At 55.1% G+C, this 19,389-nt stretch carries 18 protein-coding genes and 3 pseudogenes; 11 read left to right on the plus strand and 10 right to left on the minus strand.

Annotation, left to right across the window (positions count from 1 at the left end; translation table 11 throughout):
* Positions 1-95 precede the first annotated feature (95 nt).
* Positions 96-875: pseudogene (gene istA / locus RAE19_RS18485) on the plus strand (IS21 family transposase); the annotation flags it as partial.
* Here istA and tnpC (RAE19_RS18490) read toward each other — a convergent pair.
* The 3 genes from tnpC (RAE19_RS18490) to RAE19_RS18500 form a co-directional block, all read right to left on the minus strand.
* Positions 875-2,476 (minus strand): IS66 family transposase, encoded by a 1,602-nt coding sequence (gene tnpC, locus RAE19_RS18490; RefSeq protein WP_313872998.1) that lies wholly within the window; start codon positions 2,474-2,476, stop codon positions 875-877. The pseudogene istA and the gene tnpC (RAE19_RS18490) overlap by 1 nt on opposite strands.
* 69 nt (positions 2,477-2,545) lie before the next feature.
* Complete coding sequence (tnpB, locus tag RAE19_RS18495; protein WP_313873004.1) at positions 2,546-2,893, minus strand: IS66 family insertion sequence element accessory protein TnpB; 348 nt, start codon at positions 2,891-2,893, stop codon at positions 2,546-2,548.
* Entirely contained in the window at positions 2,893-3,231 is a 339-nt protein-coding gene (locus RAE19_RS18500) for a hypothetical protein (RefSeq protein ID WP_313873005.1), read from the minus strand. Before RAE19_RS18500 ends, tnpB (RAE19_RS18495) begins: the two co-directional genes overlap by 1 nt.
* 99 nt (positions 3,232-3,330) lie before the next feature.
* Here RAE19_RS18500 and RAE19_RS19490 point away from each other — a divergent pair, with 99 nt between their 5' ends.
* The 4 genes and pseudogenes from RAE19_RS19490 (at position 3,331) to RAE19_RS18520 (ending at position 6,046) form a co-directional block, all read left to right on the plus strand.
* Entirely contained in the window at positions 3,331-3,648 is a 318-nt protein-coding gene (locus RAE19_RS19490) for a hypothetical protein (protein WP_430962584.1), read from the plus strand.
* Positions 3,645-4,472 (plus strand): IS21-like element helper ATPase IstB, encoded by an 828-nt coding sequence (istB, locus tag RAE19_RS18510; RefSeq protein ID WP_313873548.1) that lies wholly within the window; start codon positions 3,645-3,647, stop codon positions 4,470-4,472. The genes RAE19_RS19490 and istB overlap by 4 nt, the downstream gene beginning before the upstream one ends.
* Positions 4,473-4,724: 252 nt before the next feature.
* A pseudogene (locus RAE19_RS18515) lies at positions 4,725-5,110 on the plus strand (IS30 family transposase); the annotation flags it as partial.
* 399 nt (positions 5,111-5,509) lie between these two features.
* Complete coding sequence (locus RAE19_RS18520; RefSeq protein ID WP_313876350.1) at positions 5,510-6,046, plus strand: hypothetical protein; 537 nt, start codon at positions 5,510-5,512, stop codon at positions 6,044-6,046.
* An 11-nt stretch (positions 6,047-6,057) separates the two neighbouring features.
* Here RAE19_RS18520 and RAE19_RS18525 read toward each other — a convergent pair whose 3' ends face one another.
* Together RAE19_RS18525 and RAE19_RS18530 are read right to left on the minus strand one after the other, a co-directional pair.
* Positions 6,058-6,879, minus strand: a complete 822-nt coding sequence (locus tag RAE19_RS18525) for a DUF6710 family protein (protein WP_313876351.1) — start codon at positions 6,877-6,879, stop codon at positions 6,058-6,060.
* 72 nt (positions 6,880-6,951) lie between these two features.
* Entirely contained in the window at positions 6,952-7,290 is a 339-nt protein-coding gene (locus tag RAE19_RS18530) for a hypothetical protein (RefSeq protein ID WP_313876352.1), read from the minus strand.
* A 188-nt stretch (positions 7,291-7,478) separates the two neighbouring features.
* On the opposite strand from RAE19_RS18530, the gene RAE19_RS18535 reads away from it, so the two are divergent.
* The 3 genes from RAE19_RS18535 (at position 7,479) to tnpB (RAE19_RS18545) (ending at position 10,532) form a co-directional block, all read left to right on the plus strand.
* On the plus strand, positions 7,479-9,569 hold the full coding sequence (locus tag RAE19_RS18535; protein WP_313876353.1) for a phage integrase family protein: 2,091 nt from the start codon (positions 7,479-7,481) through the stop codon (positions 9,567-9,569).
* 250 nt (positions 9,570-9,819) lie between these two features.
* Positions 9,820-10,158, plus strand: coding sequence for a hypothetical protein (locus RAE19_RS18540; protein WP_313873005.1), 339 nt, complete (start codon positions 9,820-9,822; stop codon positions 10,156-10,158).
* A complete protein-coding gene (tnpB, locus tag RAE19_RS18545) occupies positions 10,158-10,532 on the plus strand; it encodes an IS66 family insertion sequence element accessory protein TnpB (protein WP_313876354.1) in 375 nt (124 codons plus the stop codon). Before RAE19_RS18540 ends, tnpB (RAE19_RS18545) begins: the two co-directional genes overlap by 1 nt.
* On the opposite strand, the gene tnpC (RAE19_RS18550) is transcribed toward tnpB (RAE19_RS18545), so the two are convergent.
* From tnpC (RAE19_RS18550) to RAE19_RS18570, 5 genes and pseudogenes are all read right to left on the minus strand, one after another.
* Positions 10,469-12,070, minus strand: coding sequence for an IS66 family transposase (gene tnpC, locus RAE19_RS18550; protein ID WP_313872998.1), 1,602 nt, complete (start codon positions 12,068-12,070; stop codon positions 10,469-10,471). The two genes, tnpB (RAE19_RS18545) and tnpC (RAE19_RS18550), sit on opposite strands and share 64 nt — an antisense overlap.
* 69 nt (positions 12,071-12,139) lie before the next feature.
* Positions 12,140-12,487 (minus strand): IS66 family insertion sequence element accessory protein TnpB, encoded by a 348-nt coding sequence (gene tnpB, locus RAE19_RS18555; protein ID WP_313873004.1) that lies wholly within the window; start codon positions 12,485-12,487, stop codon positions 12,140-12,142.
* Positions 12,487-12,825: a hypothetical protein gene (locus RAE19_RS18560; protein WP_313873005.1), complete on the minus strand. Its 339-nt coding sequence runs from the start codon at positions 12,823-12,825 to the stop codon at positions 12,487-12,489. Before RAE19_RS18560 ends, tnpB (RAE19_RS18555) begins: the two co-directional genes overlap by 1 nt.
* Positions 12,786-13,565 (minus strand): DDE-type integrase/transposase/recombinase, encoded by a 780-nt coding sequence (locus RAE19_RS18565; protein WP_313876355.1) that lies wholly within the window; start codon positions 13,563-13,565, stop codon positions 12,786-12,788. The genes RAE19_RS18560 and RAE19_RS18565 overlap by 40 nt, the downstream gene beginning before the upstream one ends.
* Before the next feature lie 189 nt (positions 13,566-13,754).
* A pseudogene (locus RAE19_RS18570) lies at positions 13,755-14,116 on the minus strand (transposase); the annotation flags it as partial.
* A 784-nt stretch (positions 14,117-14,900) separates the two neighbouring features.
* On the opposite strand from RAE19_RS18570, the gene RAE19_RS18575 reads away from it, so the two are divergent.
* The 3 genes from RAE19_RS18575 to RAE19_RS18585 all read left to right on the plus strand — a co-directional run bounded on the left by RAE19_RS18575 (position 14,901) and on the right by RAE19_RS18585 (position 18,413).
* Positions 14,901-15,308 carry a hypothetical protein gene (locus RAE19_RS18575; RefSeq protein WP_313876356.1) on the plus strand — a complete coding sequence of 136 codons (408 nt, stop codon included), beginning with the start codon at positions 14,901-14,903 and terminating at the stop codon, positions 15,306-15,308.
* Between the two features lie 1,361 nt (positions 15,309-16,669).
* On the plus strand, positions 16,670-17,362 hold the full coding sequence (locus tag RAE19_RS18580) for an AAA family ATPase (protein WP_313876357.1): 693 nt from the start codon (positions 16,670-16,672) through the stop codon (positions 17,360-17,362).
* Between the two features lie 109 nt (positions 17,363-17,471).
* Positions 17,472-18,413 (plus strand): ParB/RepB/Spo0J family partition protein, encoded by a 942-nt coding sequence (locus RAE19_RS18585; RefSeq protein ID WP_313876358.1) that lies wholly within the window; start codon positions 17,472-17,474, stop codon positions 18,411-18,413.
* Positions 18,414-19,389 lie beyond the last annotated feature (976 nt).

Here is a 19,389-nt window from a genome sequence, read left to right on the forward strand (position 1 = left end):
TCACGCGCAGTATGAAAATGACACGAGAACGCGGTGAGGAATTGATACACCTCGACTAACGTGCCAAGCCATCCGAACCATGGATGGGACTGGCAATGATTACGAACGAGGAGTACATGGAACTCAAGGTATTAAGGAAACACAGGCTGAGCTTGCGCGAGATATCGGTGCAAACTGGTATGGCAGTCAACACGGTGCGTAAGTATTTGGAGGGTGGTCCGCCGGCCATGAAGAAACTGCCGGCATGTAAGAGCAAGCTCGATCCATTCAAGGACTACCTGGCTGGACGTATTCAGGCGGCCAAGCCTGATTGGATTCCAGCAACGGTGCTGCAGCGTGAGATTGCCGCACAGGGGTATACGGGCTCCGTGCGCATCCTGCAGGAGTACCTCAAGGAGTTGCGTCCACAGGCGCGCCCGGATCCGGTTGTGCGGTTCGAGACCCAGCCCGGTGAGCAAATGCAGATGGACTGGATCGAGTTCCGCAAGGCTGGGCATAAAGACGGCATGTTGGCGGCGTTTGTGGCAACGCTGGGCCACAGCCGGGCGACCTTCGCGGAGTTCGTCACAGACATGAAGCTGGAGACACTACTGGCGTGCCATGTCAGGGCGTTCGAGAGCTTTGGTGGAGTCACCCGTGAAGTGCTGTACGACAACATGAAGACCGTCATCCTCAAGCGTGACGCCTACGGCAAGAACCTGCACCAGTTCCAGGGTGCCTTTGCTGACTTTGCGCACCACCATGGCTTTGTGCCGCGGGTGTGCAAGCCCTATCGGGCCAAGACCAAGGGCAAAGTCGAACGCATGAATGGCTACATCCGGCGCAGCTTCTGGGTGCCATTGGTGGGTAACCGGTCACTGTCCGGCGTTATTGCCTACGTTACCAAACCGTGTAATGGTGAACGCAATGGATTCTCGGCGAAGTGCTGCTTCCATTGACGAGGCGTCAGTTCTGAAACTCTGGAGGCGGGGTGGTGGCCTACGCGTTGCAAGACATCAACCAGGTAGGTGTAGGGGTCAATGTCATGTAAACGGCATGTCACGATCAGGCTCTGCATGATGCCCGCGCGCTTGGCGCCCACCTCCGTCCAGCAGAATAACCAATTGCGCCTGCCCATTGGTATCGCGCGCAAGGCGCGTTCCAGATGGTTCGTATCCATGGCCACATCCGCATCGCCCAGAAACACCTGCAGTTGCGCGCGGCGCTCGCGTGCATAGGCCAATGCCTTGGTCAACGGATTGCTGGGCAGGAAGCCTTGCCGCTCGAACTGCAAATCCACCCATTCAAAGAAGTTCTGCACCAGCGGTTTGCTGTGGCTTAGACGGTGCTCTCGTTTGGCATCCCCGTAGAGGTCACGTTCACGAATGGCTTCTTCCTGGGCGTAAATCTCGCCAATTTGCTGCAGCGCCTGGCCAGCGGCCTGTGGCTCGGCCCCTAGAGCTTCAAAGAAGCCACGCCTGCAGTGCGCCCAGCATTGGGCATGCGTAATGCCGGTCTTGGCAGCGTAACGTGCATAGGCCTCATAGCCGTCAGTGAGCAACACGGCATCTGTGGCCCCTGGCAGCCCCAATGCCTGCTGTACGTGCTCGTGGCGGCGCGACTCGAAATAGGCAAAGCACACCTCATCGAGTTCGCCGTACACAGGCCAGAAGTAGGCCGCCTTCATCTTGCCGGGCCCACTGCGCCCGGCCTTGATGGGGGTCTCGTCCATTGCCTTGACCCGGCTGTTGCGGATCGACTCGAGCTGCGTGTCGTAAATCGGCTCCAGCAGGGAAATGGTCTTTTGCGCCAGTTGCGTCAGCCACGCCCGGCTGAGTTTGAAGCCCGCTTGGCTCAGGCGCTGGTGCTGCCGGTACAGCGGAATGTGCCAGGCAAACTTGTCAACAACAACGCCTGCGAGCAAGCTCACGTCAGCGCGGCTGCCCTCAATGATGCCTGTTGGCGCGCCCGCACAGTGCAGGGTTTGCGTGTCGTGGCGCTTGATGACAGAGCGCACATACTTCAGCACCACATAGGCACCGGGGCGCTGTGCCAAGCGGTGGCTGACCTTCTGGCTGACAACCTCGTACTGATCGGGCGAGAGGTCTTTGGTCTCGGGGTTGGCCAGCTCGATGGTGTGCACGGGCACCTTGGTTTCGTCAAAGAACGATGCGGGCGTGCCCTCGTCGGCAAAGTTGCTGCGGGGTTTGCGTCGCTGGTGTGCAGGGATGGTGTTGGAGTCGGAGTCGGCTTCGGGCGCATCAGTGGCAGGGAGGTCGCCCAGGAGTTGCCCCAGGTGCATTTGCTGCGCATCGGGCAAGGGTGCAAAGCGCTCGCTCTTCTTGCCAAAGAGTTGGCGTTTGAACCATTCGAGCTGCTGCTCCAGCGCGCTGATGCTGGCGGCCTGTGCTTGCAGTGTCTGCGCGATGCTCTGCGGCGACAGCCCCATGACCGTTTCGACGGTAAATGTGGGAGTGCTGGTATTGGGCATCGACATGGGCCTTATCTTGCGGCCTTTAGGGACAAAGCAAAAGAGTGCTTCTCCGGATTGAAAATGGGCACATCGTCACCTCCGCGCAGGGTGTTGGTAGCGTTTGTGGCGTCGGCGCACTTCGATGCCTTCGAGCATCAGTTTGAGCGCCGTGCAGTCGATCTCGCCACTGCCGCCTTGAACGCCTTTACGGGAGAACTTGCCGCTCTCCAAACGCTTGCACCACAGGCACCAGCCGCTGCGGTCAAAGTACAGCACCTTCATCTGTGTTTGCCGCCGGTTGATGAAAACAAACATGTGTCCGGCCAGCACATCCACTTCAAACCCCTGGCGTGCCAGAGCGTACAAGCCGTCGTAGGACTGGCGCATATCGGCAGCTTGGCCATACAGGAACACGCGAATGCGGCCCTCGGGAAAGAACATTACCGGCGTACCAGATGCAAACTCATGCCCGAGCCGAGTTCGATGCGTAACTCCATGGCTCCATTGCCGCTGCCGTGCACTCCAGCAAGGTCGCCCAGATCAACGAACGCCGCCTTCGGCACGGTGGTGGGGGCTACCTTGTTCGTTCGCAGCGGGGACGCGATTCCCCTCTGTTTATTCCTAAGCGTGCGTCGGCGAGCAAGGCTGCTGCGACTGATGCCTTCGCGGCTGCAAAATTCATCTATCGTCAATCCAGCGCGGTCAAAACGATCCAGTACCTCAGCCCAAGTCTGTTCACTCAACACTGCACGCCTGAGCACGCTCTGCGTCTCTTCCATATCCGACCCCGTCCTGTTTGTTGATCAGGGCGCATTCTTTGGTACCTGCAATCAGTTCGCAAGAACGCCGGACAGTGACCGGTTACATTGGTGGCGAGTATGAAGCAGCAAGGCTTGGTGGTGGACGCGGACACAGCCAATCGGGAAATGCGCACCTGGCTGCGTGACGTTGCCAATGTGCGGATCCACGGAACCACTGGGTGTGTGCCGGCACTGGCTTTGCAAACTGAGCGCGCACATCTGCTGGCCATCCCCAGCGCCTACAGTGGGCGAACAGTGCGTCAATTGCAAAAAGTCACCGGTAGCGGCGCAGCAGTCCGGCCAATTCCAGCCGCGGCATGGCGAGGCCTGCAGCATCCTCTGGCGATGTATGACACGCTGGTGCACAACCAAGCCTCAGCAGGAGGACGACCATGAGCCTGCAAATGGAAAGACTGCGTGAACTGTGTGATCAGCTGCGCCTGCTCAACTTACCCGATCAGCTTGCCCACTTGGGGCAAATGGCGGCCAAGAAAGAGCTGGGGTACCTGGAGTTCCTGGAGCAAGCCTTGCGTGGCGAGGCTCTGGCCAGGGTGGAGAGAACGCGCGCCATGCTCACGCGCATAGCGGGCTTCCCCGCCATCAAGACGCTCGATGAGTTTGACTTCCAGTTTGCCAGCGGTGTGCCCAAAACTCTGGTGCAGGAGCTTGGCAGTCTGGCCTTCGTGGAGCGCAGCGAGAACGTGGTCTTGCTGGGCGCCAGTGGGGTGGGCAAAACCCACTTGGCCATCGCCTTGGGCTACAGGGCAACCCAGGCTGGAATCAAGACGCGTTTCATCACGGCGGCAGATCTGCTGATGACACTGAGCACGGCACTACGGCAGAACACCCTGGAAGAGGCTATCAAACGCATCGTGCGTCCCTACCGGCTGTTGATCATTGACGAAGTCGGGTACCTACCCATGAATCGGGAACAGGCGAATCTTCTGTTCCAAGTCATTGCCAAACGCTATGAAGTGGGAAGTCTCATCCTGACCTCCAATCTGCCGTTTGGGCAATGGGACCAGACATTTGCAGACGATGCAACGCTGACAGCGGCGCTACTTGACCGACTGCTCCACCACGCCCATGTGGTCCCGATCTCAGGAGACTCCTATCGCCTGAAAGATAAGCGGCGTGCCGGTGTGATTGCCGCCAGCAGCAATGCCCTACTCAAACGAAAACGCAGTCACCTTGATACACAGGAGGAGCAAGCAGCCTAGAGGCGCCAAGCAAAGACAAAACAACCAATCACCCCACATAACGGTGTATCAAATCCACGCCGCGTTTGCGTTCCACAGTTGTATCAAATCGAGACTGCGTTTGACATATAGCTCGGACGAATTGCGGACGCAGTTTAAGCCAAGTTAATTTCCGCCATTGGTGACTCGATTGGGAGGCCACATTGTCCATTGTTGCCATAAAAACCAAGGGTAAACCCTTGCACCTTACCGTTACTATTTGCACCTAAACCGAGATTACCCTTGTTAGTCAAGCTCAAAGGCAAAGACACAACCAACGTAGTTGACGCGCTGACAGCCCAAGTTCAACAATTACCCAAAGAGATCATGCGTACGCTGACCTGGGATAGAGGTAGTGAATTGGCCCAGCACAAGCGATTCACAGTGGCAACCAATGTGCAGGTGTATTTCTGCGATCCCCGCAGTCCTTGGCAACGCGGTAGTAACGAAAACACCAATGGCCTGTTACGTCAGTATTTCCCAAAGGGTAGCAATCTATCCATCTACAGCCAGGAACAACTCAACGAAGTGGCATCCAAGCTAAATGGAAGGCCTCGAAAAACCTTGGGGTACAGCTGTCCGGCAGATACACTAACTGCAGCGTTGCAATGACCGGTTGAATCCAAGGACCCCAATTTGGCTCGCTCATGCGAGAGGTGCAAGCTGCTTGTCCATACTCACTCAAGCAGGACACTCTTCAGGCGCAAACCACGTTTTCATGACGCCCTTGGCAGGTGGGTGGGTAGGGCTAGGTGACGGAAGCTCAACAATGCAGGAGTTTCAAAGCGTCATGCATTGCTGAGTGCAAAAAAAAGGACCTTTGGTGAAAAGGTCCTTTTTCTTAGACGGCGCCCGCAGTATTTTTTCAAATACCGTACATGAAATGAATCATGATCCCCGTCCAGGTGGTTGTCTGAGGCCCCACCTACCGCTGCAATGTCGTGCCTTCAGGCCAAAATCGGCAGACATATCGTCTTCGGTAAGATGAGTATACGACAACCCTATGCTTTCAGTCAAGAATGCCAATTTTCACTCAGACAGGACACTCTCAAGACGATAAATGGCTCGTAGACGGCTCTCCCGTTTTCGGTACCTTTCCAAGTGGATTGCTAAGCAATGTACCTGATGCTACCCCTATCTGGTTAAAAGTAGGAACTGCTGCATACGGCACAGTGCACATACTTAAACGTCATGGCGTGTGGGTCGCCAAGCAAAAAAAACCAGTCGCTCAACTCGTTTGGGAAAAACTTGGGCAACCTGGAAAAATTCACCTATCTGAAGAAAAAGGTAAGCTGAAAATCAACTTGCACGTGACGCCAAGCGCATTGCTGATTTTGCAGTTACAGGACAAAGAACAACCCGTCCACTTTTCTGTGACTTCTTTGTATTACAAAGAAGGGACCGTTGATGGTGACCCGCTCGGAAAATACCCTGGAAGACCAAGTCCACGCTTGCTTGTCGGAGCGGCTTTTCTTGCCGCACAGGCAATGAAAGTAATGCCGCCGACTATCTCCGCTGCGGCTACTCCAAGCGAGGACGGCATAACCGAAGTGTAGCGAGAGGTCCTTTAGAGCCGACGTAGAGGTTTGATTTGGTGCTGTTCCAACAGTCGGCCGATCTCAAAAACGGCGCCCATCTTCGGATCGTGCATTTTGCAGATCGGTTTGCCAGTTTCGATTTCAACATAGTGAATTCCGTCACAGCGTACCTTGGCCCGTAAGCCGCTCATATCCCATGCCTCACATGGAGTGACTACGCCTTCACCGGAGAGGATCCCAGCAGCAATCGAGTGGTTTCCACCGAACACACAAGCGATTCCCCACGGAAGAATTGCAGCAACCGAATGATTCCTGTCTTGTTCCCAAGCACCGGACTTCTTTCCACTGCCTACCTCTGAGAGTGCCTTGGCATATCGTTCCCGATACCAGGGGCCTGGCAAGATGGGATCCTTGGCCAAATCAACTTCGAATTGAGTCTCATCCAGTTGCGGATATTGTGAGTGGCTTGTAAGCACCAGAGGCACACGAGGCATAAATAACTGGTGAGGGGCTATGTCAGCCTTGCCTCCATGAGGTGGGCTCTTGGCACAAGACAGAAGTAGCTCTGTCTGGATAGGCCTTGTATAGAGCCGCACAAGATCCAGCAAACCGCGGGGATCGCGGGCTGCAACATCCTGCGCGAGTTCCATTAAATTGGTGAACTCTGCTTGCCGCTCAAGGCTTGCTTTTGATGGTTTATTGCTGAATGGCAAATGCGTGATCACCGCTTCGCCTGGTTGGGCGGGATTGCTGGAGACTGTGCCGAATAATCTCAACCACACCACACGCCCGTCCTGTAGGGTGATCTTGGCTTCGTGCTCATCGATCCATTCCCTTGCCGCGACATCCATGGTTAGACCATCGCAGTGAGACGTTCCGGTGTAAATCTGACCGCTTGCGCCAACAACTGGGAAACTGACCGTCTACGGGGGAAGGTAAATGGCTTTCTCTTGCAATAGCAATTGCAAGGCGACGATCTGCGACATTTTGATGAGGCAGCTCTCGTATTGCTGCCCCGCGTCATGCCGGAAGTGGGGGCGTATGGTTTTACCGACTGGCACCGTGGGGATCGGCTTTCCCGCATTGATCGCCTGCAGACGACCGCCACAGGATGGGCACACGCAGTCGCACTTCAAGCCGGTCTGCTCACGCTGGAGGCTTCCGATGTAAGTGGCCTTGCGATCCTGGCTCCTGACCGCCCACGCCATCAGCGTATGGTTACGTTCGATCCATCCTGCGGCTTGTTCTTGGTGTGTTTGCATATGTCTCTACAGCACTGGTCGTCTCACTCTTATCCACCTGCGGCCATTGTGCCGTTTCTAGGCAGTACCGCCCTCCCCCGAGCCTCTTCCATCTATTTGAAAGTAACCACGTCGTGATTATCCTTATAATCATGGCGTGATATAAATTAGTCTAAGTCGCCATTTCCCAGACATACGAGGTCGCGCTCATGGCAGTTTCCACCGCTTTTCCCTCTGCAGACCCGCTGTTTCACAGCCCAGTGCCCAAGCGCCGCGGCCGCCCCCCAGGGTCCAAGTCCAAGGTCATCAAGGACCCTCGCTCTTTAGGAGTGCACCATTTCGCCTTCGTGCGCTCCGCTTTGCTCGGATTGGATCTGCGCCAGTCTTTTGACCGCTACCTCGCCTGGGCGGATAGCACCACCGATCTGCGTTACGTCCAGAACCGCAAGGATGCCTTGCTCCAGCAGATCATCGAAGCTGGACGCAACCTTGACCTTGGACTGCCCAAACACGCGGGCCTGCATGCCTCCTTGGACGTACTGCGCAGCCAGGCAAAACCGGTCGCAGCCGTGCAGCTGCCAACTCTGGAGGAATGGGTGGAGCAAGAAGGCATGGACCCCAACATGTACTCGGAAGCCGAGCTGCTGGACGAATACAAGGCCGCCTTCGGACTAGACAATGCCGATGCTCTGGAGGCCGGCTCCCATCTCAAGGACCCTTCCGCCGAACAGGTGCGCGCCCTCAACCACCTGGAATCATTACTTGCCATCCAGCCCACAGCCGAAGACAAGCTGGAGCTCTGGTTCGCTCGCCCGGTGGTCAAACGCCTGCGCAATGTGGGACTGCTGCTTCTCAAAGACTTGGTGAACTTCATTAATGTCTATGGCTACCGCTGGCACGGGCGCATTGAAGGCTTTGGTGCATTGAGAGCAGGACAGGTGGTTTACTGGCTGCAACTCCAGCAAGAACAGCTGCGCATGGCTATCCAAGCCACGGCCCTCCAACCTAAATCCCTGACCGCCCTGCAGTCCCCCAAAGTTAACTCTTCAGGGTCCCCCTCCCCTGCCCTCCCCTCCCCTTCAGGCAGTACCTCCGGCACCCTCACCCTAATCGACCGCGAACTCCAGCGCATCGCGCTCACCCCCACCCTCACCGGAGAAATCGGTGTGTTTCGCAGCCACATGGCCAACACACTGGGCGCTGGCAATGATGGAGAAGCTATCGCCGCGTGGCTGAGTCGTTACAACGAGAAGCCCTCCACCCAGCGCAGCTATCGCAAAGAGATCGAGAGATTTGTCCTCTGGTGTGCCCAGGATCTGCGCAAACCTATCAGCTCCGTCACCGCCCCTGATTGCCAACGCTACCGGGAGTTTTTGAAAGCAGTCCCGGCGTCTTGGATCCACTCCCAGCCCGTCCTGCGATCCGAACCCCAGTGGCGCGCATTTAGAGGACAGCCCTCCCCTGCTTCGCAGAAGCAAGCATTGGTCATTCTGCAGACGCTGTTCACCGGACTGATGGATGCCGGCTACCTAGTAGCCAATCCCTTCCGGGCGCTGATGAAGTCGTTTGATCTACCTGTGTCTAAAGTGGACATCCGCCGCAGCTTTACCGAAGCAGAGTGGGCCTTTGTGCTGCAGAACTTAAGCACCCTACCCTCTTCTCCGGAGTCTCATCGTCTACGTTGCATTCTTGAGCTATTGGTTACGAGCGGCGTGCGTTTAGATGAATTAGCGAATGCGCGATACAAAGATCTTCGCCTTGAAAATCTTCCTGACCAGCCACCCACCTGGGTACTTACTGTCACAGGCAAGCGTAATAAGATCCGTGAAATCCCGCTGAAGGACTCCATAGTTGCGCTTATCTCCCAACACGCGAAAGAATTCTTAGCTGAGGACAAGCAACTGGTAGATGCGGGTGAACTTCCCCTGATCCGCACCTTGCACGCATCAGTACCGAAGTGGCACCAATCCAGCACAGGCGCTACACACGTGGCCGCCGTCTCGACGAAGCGTGGCTTACCACTATCGGCCTCCGGAATCTATGCAGTTCTCAAACGCTTCTTCAACAAGATCTCGTATCTCTGCCATGAGGCAGGTTTAGAACAAGCCAGATTCCTTAAAGCTTCTACCCACTGGATGCGACACACCTTTGTTCGACAGGCATTGGTTGATGGCGTTCCGATTGAAGTGGTGAGCGAACTGGCAGGACACGCCTCTATCGATACGACTTCCATTTACTCGACTCAGGAGTTAGCGAGAAAGATCGATGCGGTGAAGCTTATGAAGCGGCGAAGTGTTTAGATTTAAGTATCGGGCGGCTTTAAGGACCTACGCCCAATATGACGACAATACTTTCTCACTAGCTCCACTTGCTACAGCATTTAGCGAGTCACGATTATCTGAATGAATCATCAAGTAATCTTGAATCGACCCGGGTTTACTAGACACTTCCGAGCCGTTGGAAAGTAACCGGTCACTGTCCGGCGTTCTTGCGAACTGATTGCAGGTACCAAAGAATGCGCCCTGATCAACAAACAGGACGGGGTCGGATATGGAAGAGACGCAGAGCGTGCTCAGGCGTGCAGTGTTGAGTGAACAGACTTGGGCTGAGGTACTGGATCGTTTTGACCGCGCTGGATTGACGATAGATGAATTTTGCAGCCGCGAAGGCATCAGTCGCAGCAGCCTTGCTCGCCGACGCACGCTTAGGAATAAACAGAGGGGAATCGCGTCCCCGCTGCGAACGAACAAGGTAGCCCCCACCACCGTGCCGAAGGCGGCGTTCGTTGATCTGGGCGACCTTGCTGGAGTGCACGGCAGCGGCAATGGAGCCATGGAGTTACGCATCGAACTCGGCTCGGGCATGAGTTTGCATCTGGTACGCCGGTAATGTTCTTTCCCGAGGGCCGCATTCGCGTGTTCCTGTATGGCCAAGCTGCCGATATGCGCCAGTCCTACGACGGCTTGTACGCTCTGGCACGCCAGGGGTTTGAAGTGGATGTGCTGGCCGGACACATGTTTGTTTTCATCAACCGGCGGCAAACACAGATGAAGGTGCTGTACTTTGACCGCAGCGGCTGGTGCCTGTGGTGCAAGCGTTTGGAGAGCGGCAAGTTCTCCCGTAAAGGCGTTCAAGGCGGCAGTGGCGAGATCGACTGCACGGCGCTCAAACGTAACCGGTCACTGTCCGGCGTTATTGCCTACGTTACCAAACCGTGTAATGGTGAACGCAATGGATTCTCGGCGAAGTGCTGCTTCCATTGACGAGGCGTCAGTTCTGAAACTCTGGAGGCGGGGTGGTGGCCTACGCGTTGCAAGACATCAACCAGGTAGGTGTAGGGGTCAATGTCATGTAAACGGCATGTCACGATCAGGCTCTGCATGATGCCCGCGCGCTTGGCGCCCACCTCCGTCCAGCAGAATAACCAATTGCGCCTGCCCATTGGTATCGCGCGCAAGGCGCGTTCCAGATGGTTCGTATCCATGGCCACATCCGCATCGCCCAGAAACACCTGCAGTTGCGCGCGGCGCTCGCGTGCATAGGCCAATGCCTTGGTCAACGGATTGCTGGGCAGGAAGCCTTGCCGCTCGAACTGCAAATCCACCCATTCAAAGAAGTTCTGCACCAGCGGTTTGCTGTGGCTTAGACGGTGCTCTCGTTTGGCATCCCCGTAGAGGTCACGTTCACGAATGGCTTCTTCCTGGGCGTAAATCTCGCCAATTTGCTGCAGCGCCTGGCCAGCGGCCTGTGGCTCGGCCCCTAGAGCTTCAAAGAAGCCACGCCTGCAGTGCGCCCAGCATTGGGCATGCGTAATGCCGGTCTTGGCAGCGTAACGTGCATAGGCCTCATAGCCGTCAGTGAGCAACACGGCATCTGTGGCCCCTGGCAGCCCCAATGCCTGCTGTACGTGCTCGTGGCGGCGCGACTCGAAATAGGCAAAGCACACCTCATCGAGTTCGCCGTACACAGGCCAGAAGTAGGCCGCCTTCATCTTGCCGGGCCCACTGCGCCCGGCCTTGATGGGGGTCTCGTCCATTGCCTTGACCCGGCTGTTGCGGATCGACTCGAGCTGCGTGTCGTAAATCGGCTCCAGCAGGGAAATGGTCTTTTGCGCCAGTTGCGTCAGCCACGCCCGGCTGAGTTTGAAGCCCGCTTGGCTCAGGCGCTGGTGCTGCCGGTACAGCGGAATGTGCCAGGCAAACTTGTCAACAACAACGCCTGCGAGCAAGCTCACGTCAGCGCGGCTGCCCTCAATGATGCCTGTTGGCGCGCCCGCACAGTGCAGGGTTTGCGTGTCGTGGCGCTTGATGACAGAGCGCACATACTTCAGCACCACATAGGCACCGGGGCGCTGTGCCAAGCGGTGGCTGACCTTCTGGCTGACAACCTCGTACTGATCGGGCGAGAGGTCTTTGGTCTCGGGGTTGGCCAGCTCGATGGTGTGCACGGGCACCTTGGTTTCGTCAAAGAACGATGCGGGCGTGCCCTCGTCGGCAAAGTTGCTGCGGGGTTTGCGTCGCTGGTGTGCAGGGATGGTGTTGGAGTCGGAGTCGGCTTCGGGCGCATCAGTGGCAGGGAGGTCGCCCAGGAGTTGCCCCAGGTGCATTTGCTGCGCATCGGGCAAGGGTGCAAAGCGCTCGCTCTTCTTGCCAAAGAGTTGGCGTTTGAACCATTCGAGCTGCTGCTCCAGCGCGCTGATGCTGGCGGCCTGTGCTTGCAGTGTCTGCGCGATGCTCTGCGGCGACAGCCCCATGACCGTTTCGACGGTAAATGTGGGAGTGCTGGTATTGGGCATCGACATGGGCCTTATCTTGCGGCCTTTAGGGACAAAGCAAAAGAGTGCTTCTCCGGATTGAAAATGGGCACATCGTCACCTCCGCGCAGGGTGTTGGTAGCGTTTGTGGCGTCGGCGCACTTCGATGCCTTCGAGCATCAGTTTGAGCGCCGTGCAGTCGATCTCGCCACTGCCGCCTTGAACGCCTTTACGGGAGAACTTGCCGCTCTCCAAACGCTTGCACCACAGGCACCAGCCGCTGCGGTCAAAGTACAGCACCTTCATCTGTGTTTGCCGCCGGTTGATGAAAACAAACATGTGTCCGGCCAGCACATCCACTTCAAACCCCTGGCGTGCCAGAGCGTACAAGCCGTCGTAGGACTGGCGCATATCGGCAGCTTGGCCATACAGGAACACGCGAATGCGGCCCTCGGGAAAGAACATTACCGGCGTACCAGATGCAAACTCATGCCCGAGCCGAGTTCGATGCGTAACTCCATGGCTCCATTGCCGCTGCCGTGCACTCCAGCAAGGTCGCCCAGATCAACGAACGCCGCCTTCGGCACGGTGGTGGGGGCTACCTTGTTCGTTCGCAGCGGGGACGCGATTCCCCTCTGTTTATTCCTAAGCGTGCGTCGGCGAGCAAGGCTGCTGCGACTGATGCCTTCGCGGCTGCAAAATTCATCTATCGTCAATCCAGCGCGGTCAAAACGATCCAGTACCTCAGCCCAAGTCTGTTCACTCAACACTGCACGCCTGAGCACGCTCTGCGTCTCTTCCATATCCGACCCCGTCCTGTTTGTTGATCAGGGCGCATTCTTTGGTACCTGCAATCAGTTCGCAAGAACGCCGGACAGTGACCGGTTACGGCGCACTTGGCGTTGTCGATGATCACGCGCTCGGGCACACCGCCAAACCACTCAAAGGCACGGCGGTGGCAGCCCAGCCATGTGGCCACCGTTTGGTCCCAGACGAATTCCACATACTGATGGCGGCTGTGACACAAGGTCATAACAAAGGCCCAGGTGCGCCTACGCTGTCCATCCGGATGCACCAAAAATGGCCCCGCGCCAAAGTCAACCTGAGCGGCTTCGCCGGGCTTGAAGCTCAGTCTCACAGTGAGATCGGTACGCGGCTGTGCCTTGGCAATGTCACGCATGATGCGATAGACAGAGGAGTAGCTGCCGCAGAACTGGTGCTCGCGCACCAACGCGGCATGAATGGCTACGCCCTCAACCCCGGCAGCCATCCAGCGCGCCACTTGTTCGCGCCATGGGTGGGCTTTGGAGACCGTGCTGGATGGGCGCTTGGCCGCTGCGCACAGACTCAGGGCAATAACTTCGGGTTCGGGCAGCGGCAGCTCAGCCTCCAACCAGCCCAAGCTGCGGGCGTGTTCGCGAAAGCTCGCCACCTTGACCCGGCCCATAAGGCCCAGACGCGCGATCTCGCGATCGCCGTCACCGGCGCGTAGTCTGATTAAAACGTTTCTGTATTCATGCATCTCGATCTTTCTGCGACCCATCCGTTACTCCTGAACAAAAAATTCAGAAGGTAACGACAGTTACGTCGCGTTCGAGATGCCCGTCCAATCCCCCGGCTGGCTCCTATATGACGAAAACCAAATGGCCTATATGTGCCGAAAACGCTCTGGCTCGTTTATGCCGAAAACGGGGTGGCTCCTATGTGCCGAAAACCAATTGGCCTGTATGTGGTGAAAAGTGACAGGGTGTACATCCATCACCGCGCACATCCTGCGCACGCTATGGGTGCGTTCGTGACGCTGGATAAACGCGTACCTTACCCGGATAGCTTGGCAAAGTACGCGGCTTTTTTTAAGATGTCGCGCTCCTCGCTCACCCGCTTGAGCTCGGCCTTGAGTCTGCGCAGTTCCTCCGTTTGGGACAACTGCTCCTTGTGCTGACCAGGAGGCAATTGCTGCTCTTTGATCCACTTGTACAGACTGTGCTGACTAACACCCAATCGGGCGGACACCTCGGCTACTGAATGGCCGCGCTGCGTGATCTGCTTGACCGCTTCGATCTTGAATTCTTCGGGAAATCTCTTCTGACTCATATCACCTCCTATTAGGCCTCACGTTTGAGGCTCAGAGGTGTCTACATATTCCGGGGCGATTCAAGGATTCGACGGCCACGACCCTATCCTGCCTTAAAGCATATTGGCTGTTGTGCAACCCGTGGTATGCAGCAAGTCGTTCACTTCATAAGTAACAGCCGCACTTGTGCGGAGAACCTGGCAATTGAAGAATTGCTGTCAGGATCACACGACAGCATCGCCTGATGAACCACCGCTCTCGAGTTGCCAGTCTAAGCCGATCTGGTTGGGCTTCACCGCGCAACAAAGTTTGTGGCGTCAACGACAGGACGTAGCTTCCGGCCCCGAGTTGTTGGCGAGAGTTGCTACATTTCTGACCGGTTAGCACAGCCTCCCCAGCAGCAACCTTGAAGGCGTTCAGCAACAAAGTTAAAGCCACCTGTCGCAGTGAAACCAAATCGATGCTTGGCGCCCACTTCGATGAGTCTAAGGCGTGCTGAATCTCTATGCGCAATGCAAATAGGCCGCTGTGCCAAATCGCGATCCATCTGGATACCTCACGCTCTCGCTGATTACAGACTGGCTTGAGTTAGATGTCTAGGATTTTCTCATTTAGTATTTTGAGAGCGCTCAGACTCCATTCACTTCATACGTTGAAGGAGACCCTTCTCGAGGGATGCTGGATATCTATTGCGCCGGGAACCTTGGCACCTGGAATATGTTCATACTAGGCTTAAAGATGAGGTCAAACGGGGATCTCTCCGGAAGTTTCGCATACGCTTTCAATGGCGAAACGGATTGCATCATGGATTCGATGCTTGACGCCAATGATAAGTACGCCAAGTTACGCGGCTTGGACAACTTCCGGAACTACCTCAATGCGACGCAGTTGGATACGTCAAAGCGTGTTGTTGACGGGTACGTCATCAGTGATAGTGGCAAGCTTGCTGTGCATCCTGACGGATATGACTTGTCGATTTGTCGGCGCCTTCTGGCTTACCTGCTTATGTCCGATGAGATGGATCGCAAACTTGCAGTGTTTCGTGAAGCAGACACCACCATCGGCAAGTCACCATGTAGTGCGGACAACTTACACAAGTCAGCACCTCAGTTTGTGCATGCAAACGAACACGCTGCAATCCCAATTGACTCCATATGGAGCTTGCACCTCTTTGCAAACGGTGGATTTCGACCCCTACATGTTTGGTACTAAATCAAGCAATTGGGTTTCCACTACATGATTTCAACCATTAAGAATGTGCCTAAAGCTGAGGGGATGGTGAGGTGCGATAGTCTGAATTCGCACATTTGACAAGGATGTACCTATAGCCGGCCTGCGTTCATCTGCAGCAGAAAGGTGGAATTGGCATCGCTCGCCTGATCGGCTGATTGCCCACATGAAAATTGATGGTAAGCGAATCGCGTAGCCTGAAGAAGGTAAGTCCTTTTAGGTCAACTTAGGGATGGCGGCACTAATTGACCGCTACTGCAACACAAACTTCAGCGTGATGCCTCATGACGAGGCTCCTTTCGAAATATGGAATTGTGATCATCCCGAGCTCGATGATTGGTAACTACCAGCAAATGACTCCACACACTCATTACTTCACGCGCTTGTGCGAAAAGCTGGACCCCGCGCCTGCTAGGCTTGATGAATACCGGCTCGATGACTGATTCAATAACGCAAAACATACGGGACTGATTGGGGATCTGAACTGGTTGACGGCATGAGGCCTTCACTGATTTCACTGCATAGAAACCCACACCCAATCTCGAATGGCTACAGGACCACCTTCACAACCCAACTTTCTCTAGAGAAAGTTTTCACCACTTCACGCATCGAATCACGGGCAAGAAGACTTTCCCCAGAGAAAGTTTTGCCCATGCCGCAAGTAGCAATAAGACCAAAAAAGCAAAGGGCTTTTGCGCTCTAGAGCTTGAGACCAAGAGATCAGTCCGGAATATGCAACTCCAGAAACCAACAAACTGAAATCCTCTATCCGGCAAAACCAACTTCCAATCTTTCTCCAGAGAAACATCCAGCGCCATGACCGGATGCTCGCCCTTAAAAAATGAACCTGCGCCACTCTCCACACCCAAGCGAAAGGCGGGCGAACTTTCTCCAGGGAAGTATTGGAACCAAAGGCACACTCCCCAAAAAATTGCTCAGCAAACCCCCGACTTATTCTCAATACCTCAGGAAGGAAGCAAATTCACTTTTACGAATACTTTACAAATCGGATGCCATAGATGTTCAAGGCACGGTCTTGCCCTAAATATTTCCCTCGAGAAACTTTGATTACAAGGGCTTGGAAGCCCTGGAGCGATCTAACTTTCTCCAGCGAAATTTCTCGGTGACCGGATAACTGCAAGCCCGAGAACATTGGACGCAGCTGTGACAACCAATATCGACTGATCCAGCAAGCCACACTGGGCAGTGAACAGCAAGTAAATTGCAGCCGTCTAATGCTTTCAGCTATTGACAATACTTAGTCAAATCTTTATTATTCCTGTCAATCTTAATTAAATACTAATGCGGCGTGACCCGCATTTCATCAAAAGGAGTGCAATTCGATGATCTTGATGGTCGGACACGAAAAAGGCGGCGTCGGCAAAAGCACGATTGCCATCACATTGGCCCATCTCATTGCTCAGGTCACAAAATCAAAAGTGGCTTTGGTCGATACAGATGAGTCCAACAACACATGTATGTGGGGCCAGTTGCGGTCCAGCATGGGACTGACCAGCGATGTCACGATCATGAATCAGGCCATCGACCCAACCGCGAACATCCCCAACCTCGCCAAGGTGTATGACATCGTGGTGGTTGATGTGGGCGCCGGTGACTACAAGCGCCTGATTGAGATGGCTCGTATCGTTGACCTGTGGATCGCCCCGACTGGGCCAAGCCAGAAAGAGGCTGACTCAAATATCAACTTGATCGAAGCCTTCGCAAGCGCTAACCATAAGCACAAAAACGGCAAGATTCCCCTCACGTTCGTCTACAACCGCGCACCCGCAAGTAGCAACTCCACCGAAGCACAGGAAGCCATTGATGCCTTGCGTCAGTACGCACCTGAAGTGGCTGTGATGAACTCCGTGCTGTGCGAGCGAAAAATCTACCGTGACGCTGACAAGTTGGGCCGAACCATCATGGAAATGGCACCAGCTCAACGACGCAAAGCAGAGGCTGAGTTCGTGGCGTTTTTCAACGAAGCATTCAGCATTTACGACAAGTTCCAGAAGGAGGCCAAGAATGGCAAATAAACCAAAAGGGCCTGTGATGCCCCCACGCCGTCCAAGCGCAGTAGTTATCCCGGCAATCGTTGTACCGACCATTGGGCGCAGCACCGACCATGAGCAGATGGAACGCGCCTTGAGCACATTGCCTGTAGCAACTACCGCCACGACACCGCCTCAAGCTATGCCGGGTGAACGGGCGCTAGGCTTCCAAGCCGCAAAGCTCGCCTTGGAGGGTGAGGATTTCGTCATCGGTCAGAACTACATCATTCCGCACCAGCGCATCATTCGCAGCAAGAACAACGCTCGGATTTACTACACGGCAGCGGATCTGGAAGAAACGACTGAGAGCCTGATCCAGAACAAGCAATTGCAGCCTGCGCTTGGGTACGTCAAAGACGGGAAGGTCGTTTTGACAGATGGCGGTAAGCGCCTGCAGGCCTCGGCCATGGCTGGCATTTACACGCTGGAAGTGAAGATCATTGCAGAGCCAGAAACAGAAGCGGAAGAGTACGAGCAGTCACGCTTGATCAACCTGCATCGCAGCGCTCAAAGTGGCATTGATGACGCCTTCAAGTGGAAAGAATTGCTCGATCGCGGCGTCTATCGGACGCAGGAAGAACTGGCAACACGGTTGGGCGTGAAGCCACCACAGGTATCGAAAATACTGGGCATTACCCGCATCCCAGAACGGCTGATCAAGACGATGGTGGAGCATCCGTCTACAAGTGGATGGGCCATGGCGTATGCGGTCAGCCAAATCTTCGAAGCCAAAGTGGTTCAAGAGCGTGGAGCCGAAGAGTGCGAAAAGATCGCTGAAGAGATCGTGGATATGGCCACCAAGGGCGACCTGAGCCGTAGCCAGGTCGAGGCCTTGATCAAAAAGCGCATGGATGGCCCAAAAACCCGTCTACAGCCTCTCACAAACGCGATCAACTACGGCGGCATTGCGGGCACGTTGAAAGTGTTTCCACAGCGCGGCCAGCTCGATCTGTCGTTCACCGGCCTGGCACCGGAGAAGGTCACCGAGTTGGAAGAACTGATCAAGAAAGCGCTGAGCGAGCAAAAGGCGAACTGAGGGTTTAACGCCCCTATCCAAAAGGCCACCCTCGGGTGGCTTTTTTTCATCTGGAAACAATCAGCTCCAGAGTGGAAAACGTGCTGTACCGCTAATACGGATCTTGAGCACTTGAAGTTCCTGTCTGGGTGAGAACGCTAATGGATATAAGCACTCCAGCTGGTGTCGTGTTGCTCCGCTAATACTGTTAATCAGCACACCCCGACGTCTCGCGGTCACAAGACTGAGTGAAAAAGGCACAAACGTGTTGTTCCGCTAATAGATCCGGACCGATTTCTAATCACCATACGCACACGAAACTCGCCTTGTTGTGACGTTTACGCTCAAGAACGTGCTGTACCGCTAATACTTTTGCCCTTTATTCAGCCCATCACACGAGGCGCGAAGCAAAGCTGACGGCGTTGGATGCCAAAACGTGTTGTTCCGCTAATAGTAGTGGCCTGAATCAGGGCCTGACCCCATAGCTGGCGTGCTGTTCCGCTAATACTTCGACGCCGCGGATGGGCAGAGTGGGAGTCCTGAACCCCCATGGATAGGCGCCTCCAAGGAAAAACGTGTTGTTCCGCTAATAAATCATGAGTACAACGTCCACAGCTACCCAGAGTGTCATGGTTCAACGCATTGAAACGGTGTCATAGCTCGGGAAGGAGATATGCAGTGCCCCCAAGTATTAGCGGACGAACACGATTTTGCACACTCTCAGGAATTAGCCATTACAAATAAACAGCTTTAGCGATAGCGACCACTAACTTCAATGCAAAAAGTAACTTATCATCATCTGAATCCAAGGGAAAGCATGACTAGCGGCCCGTAGATCAAGATCGTGTTGTTCCGCTAATAGTCTGCGCCATAGCGATCTCAAGGCAAACCGACTGGAAGGCCTACGAATAAAGGGCTTACACGATAAGCCGTGTTGTTCCGCTAATAGACCGTACTGGTTAAAAGTCACTTTCAGATGCAAGAACACATCAAAAGT

It is taken from the genome of Rhodoferax potami (genome assembly GCF_032193805.1).
Classification (GTDB): Bacteria; Pseudomonadota; Gammaproteobacteria; order Burkholderiales; family Burkholderiaceae_C; genus Allorhodoferax; species Allorhodoferax potami_A.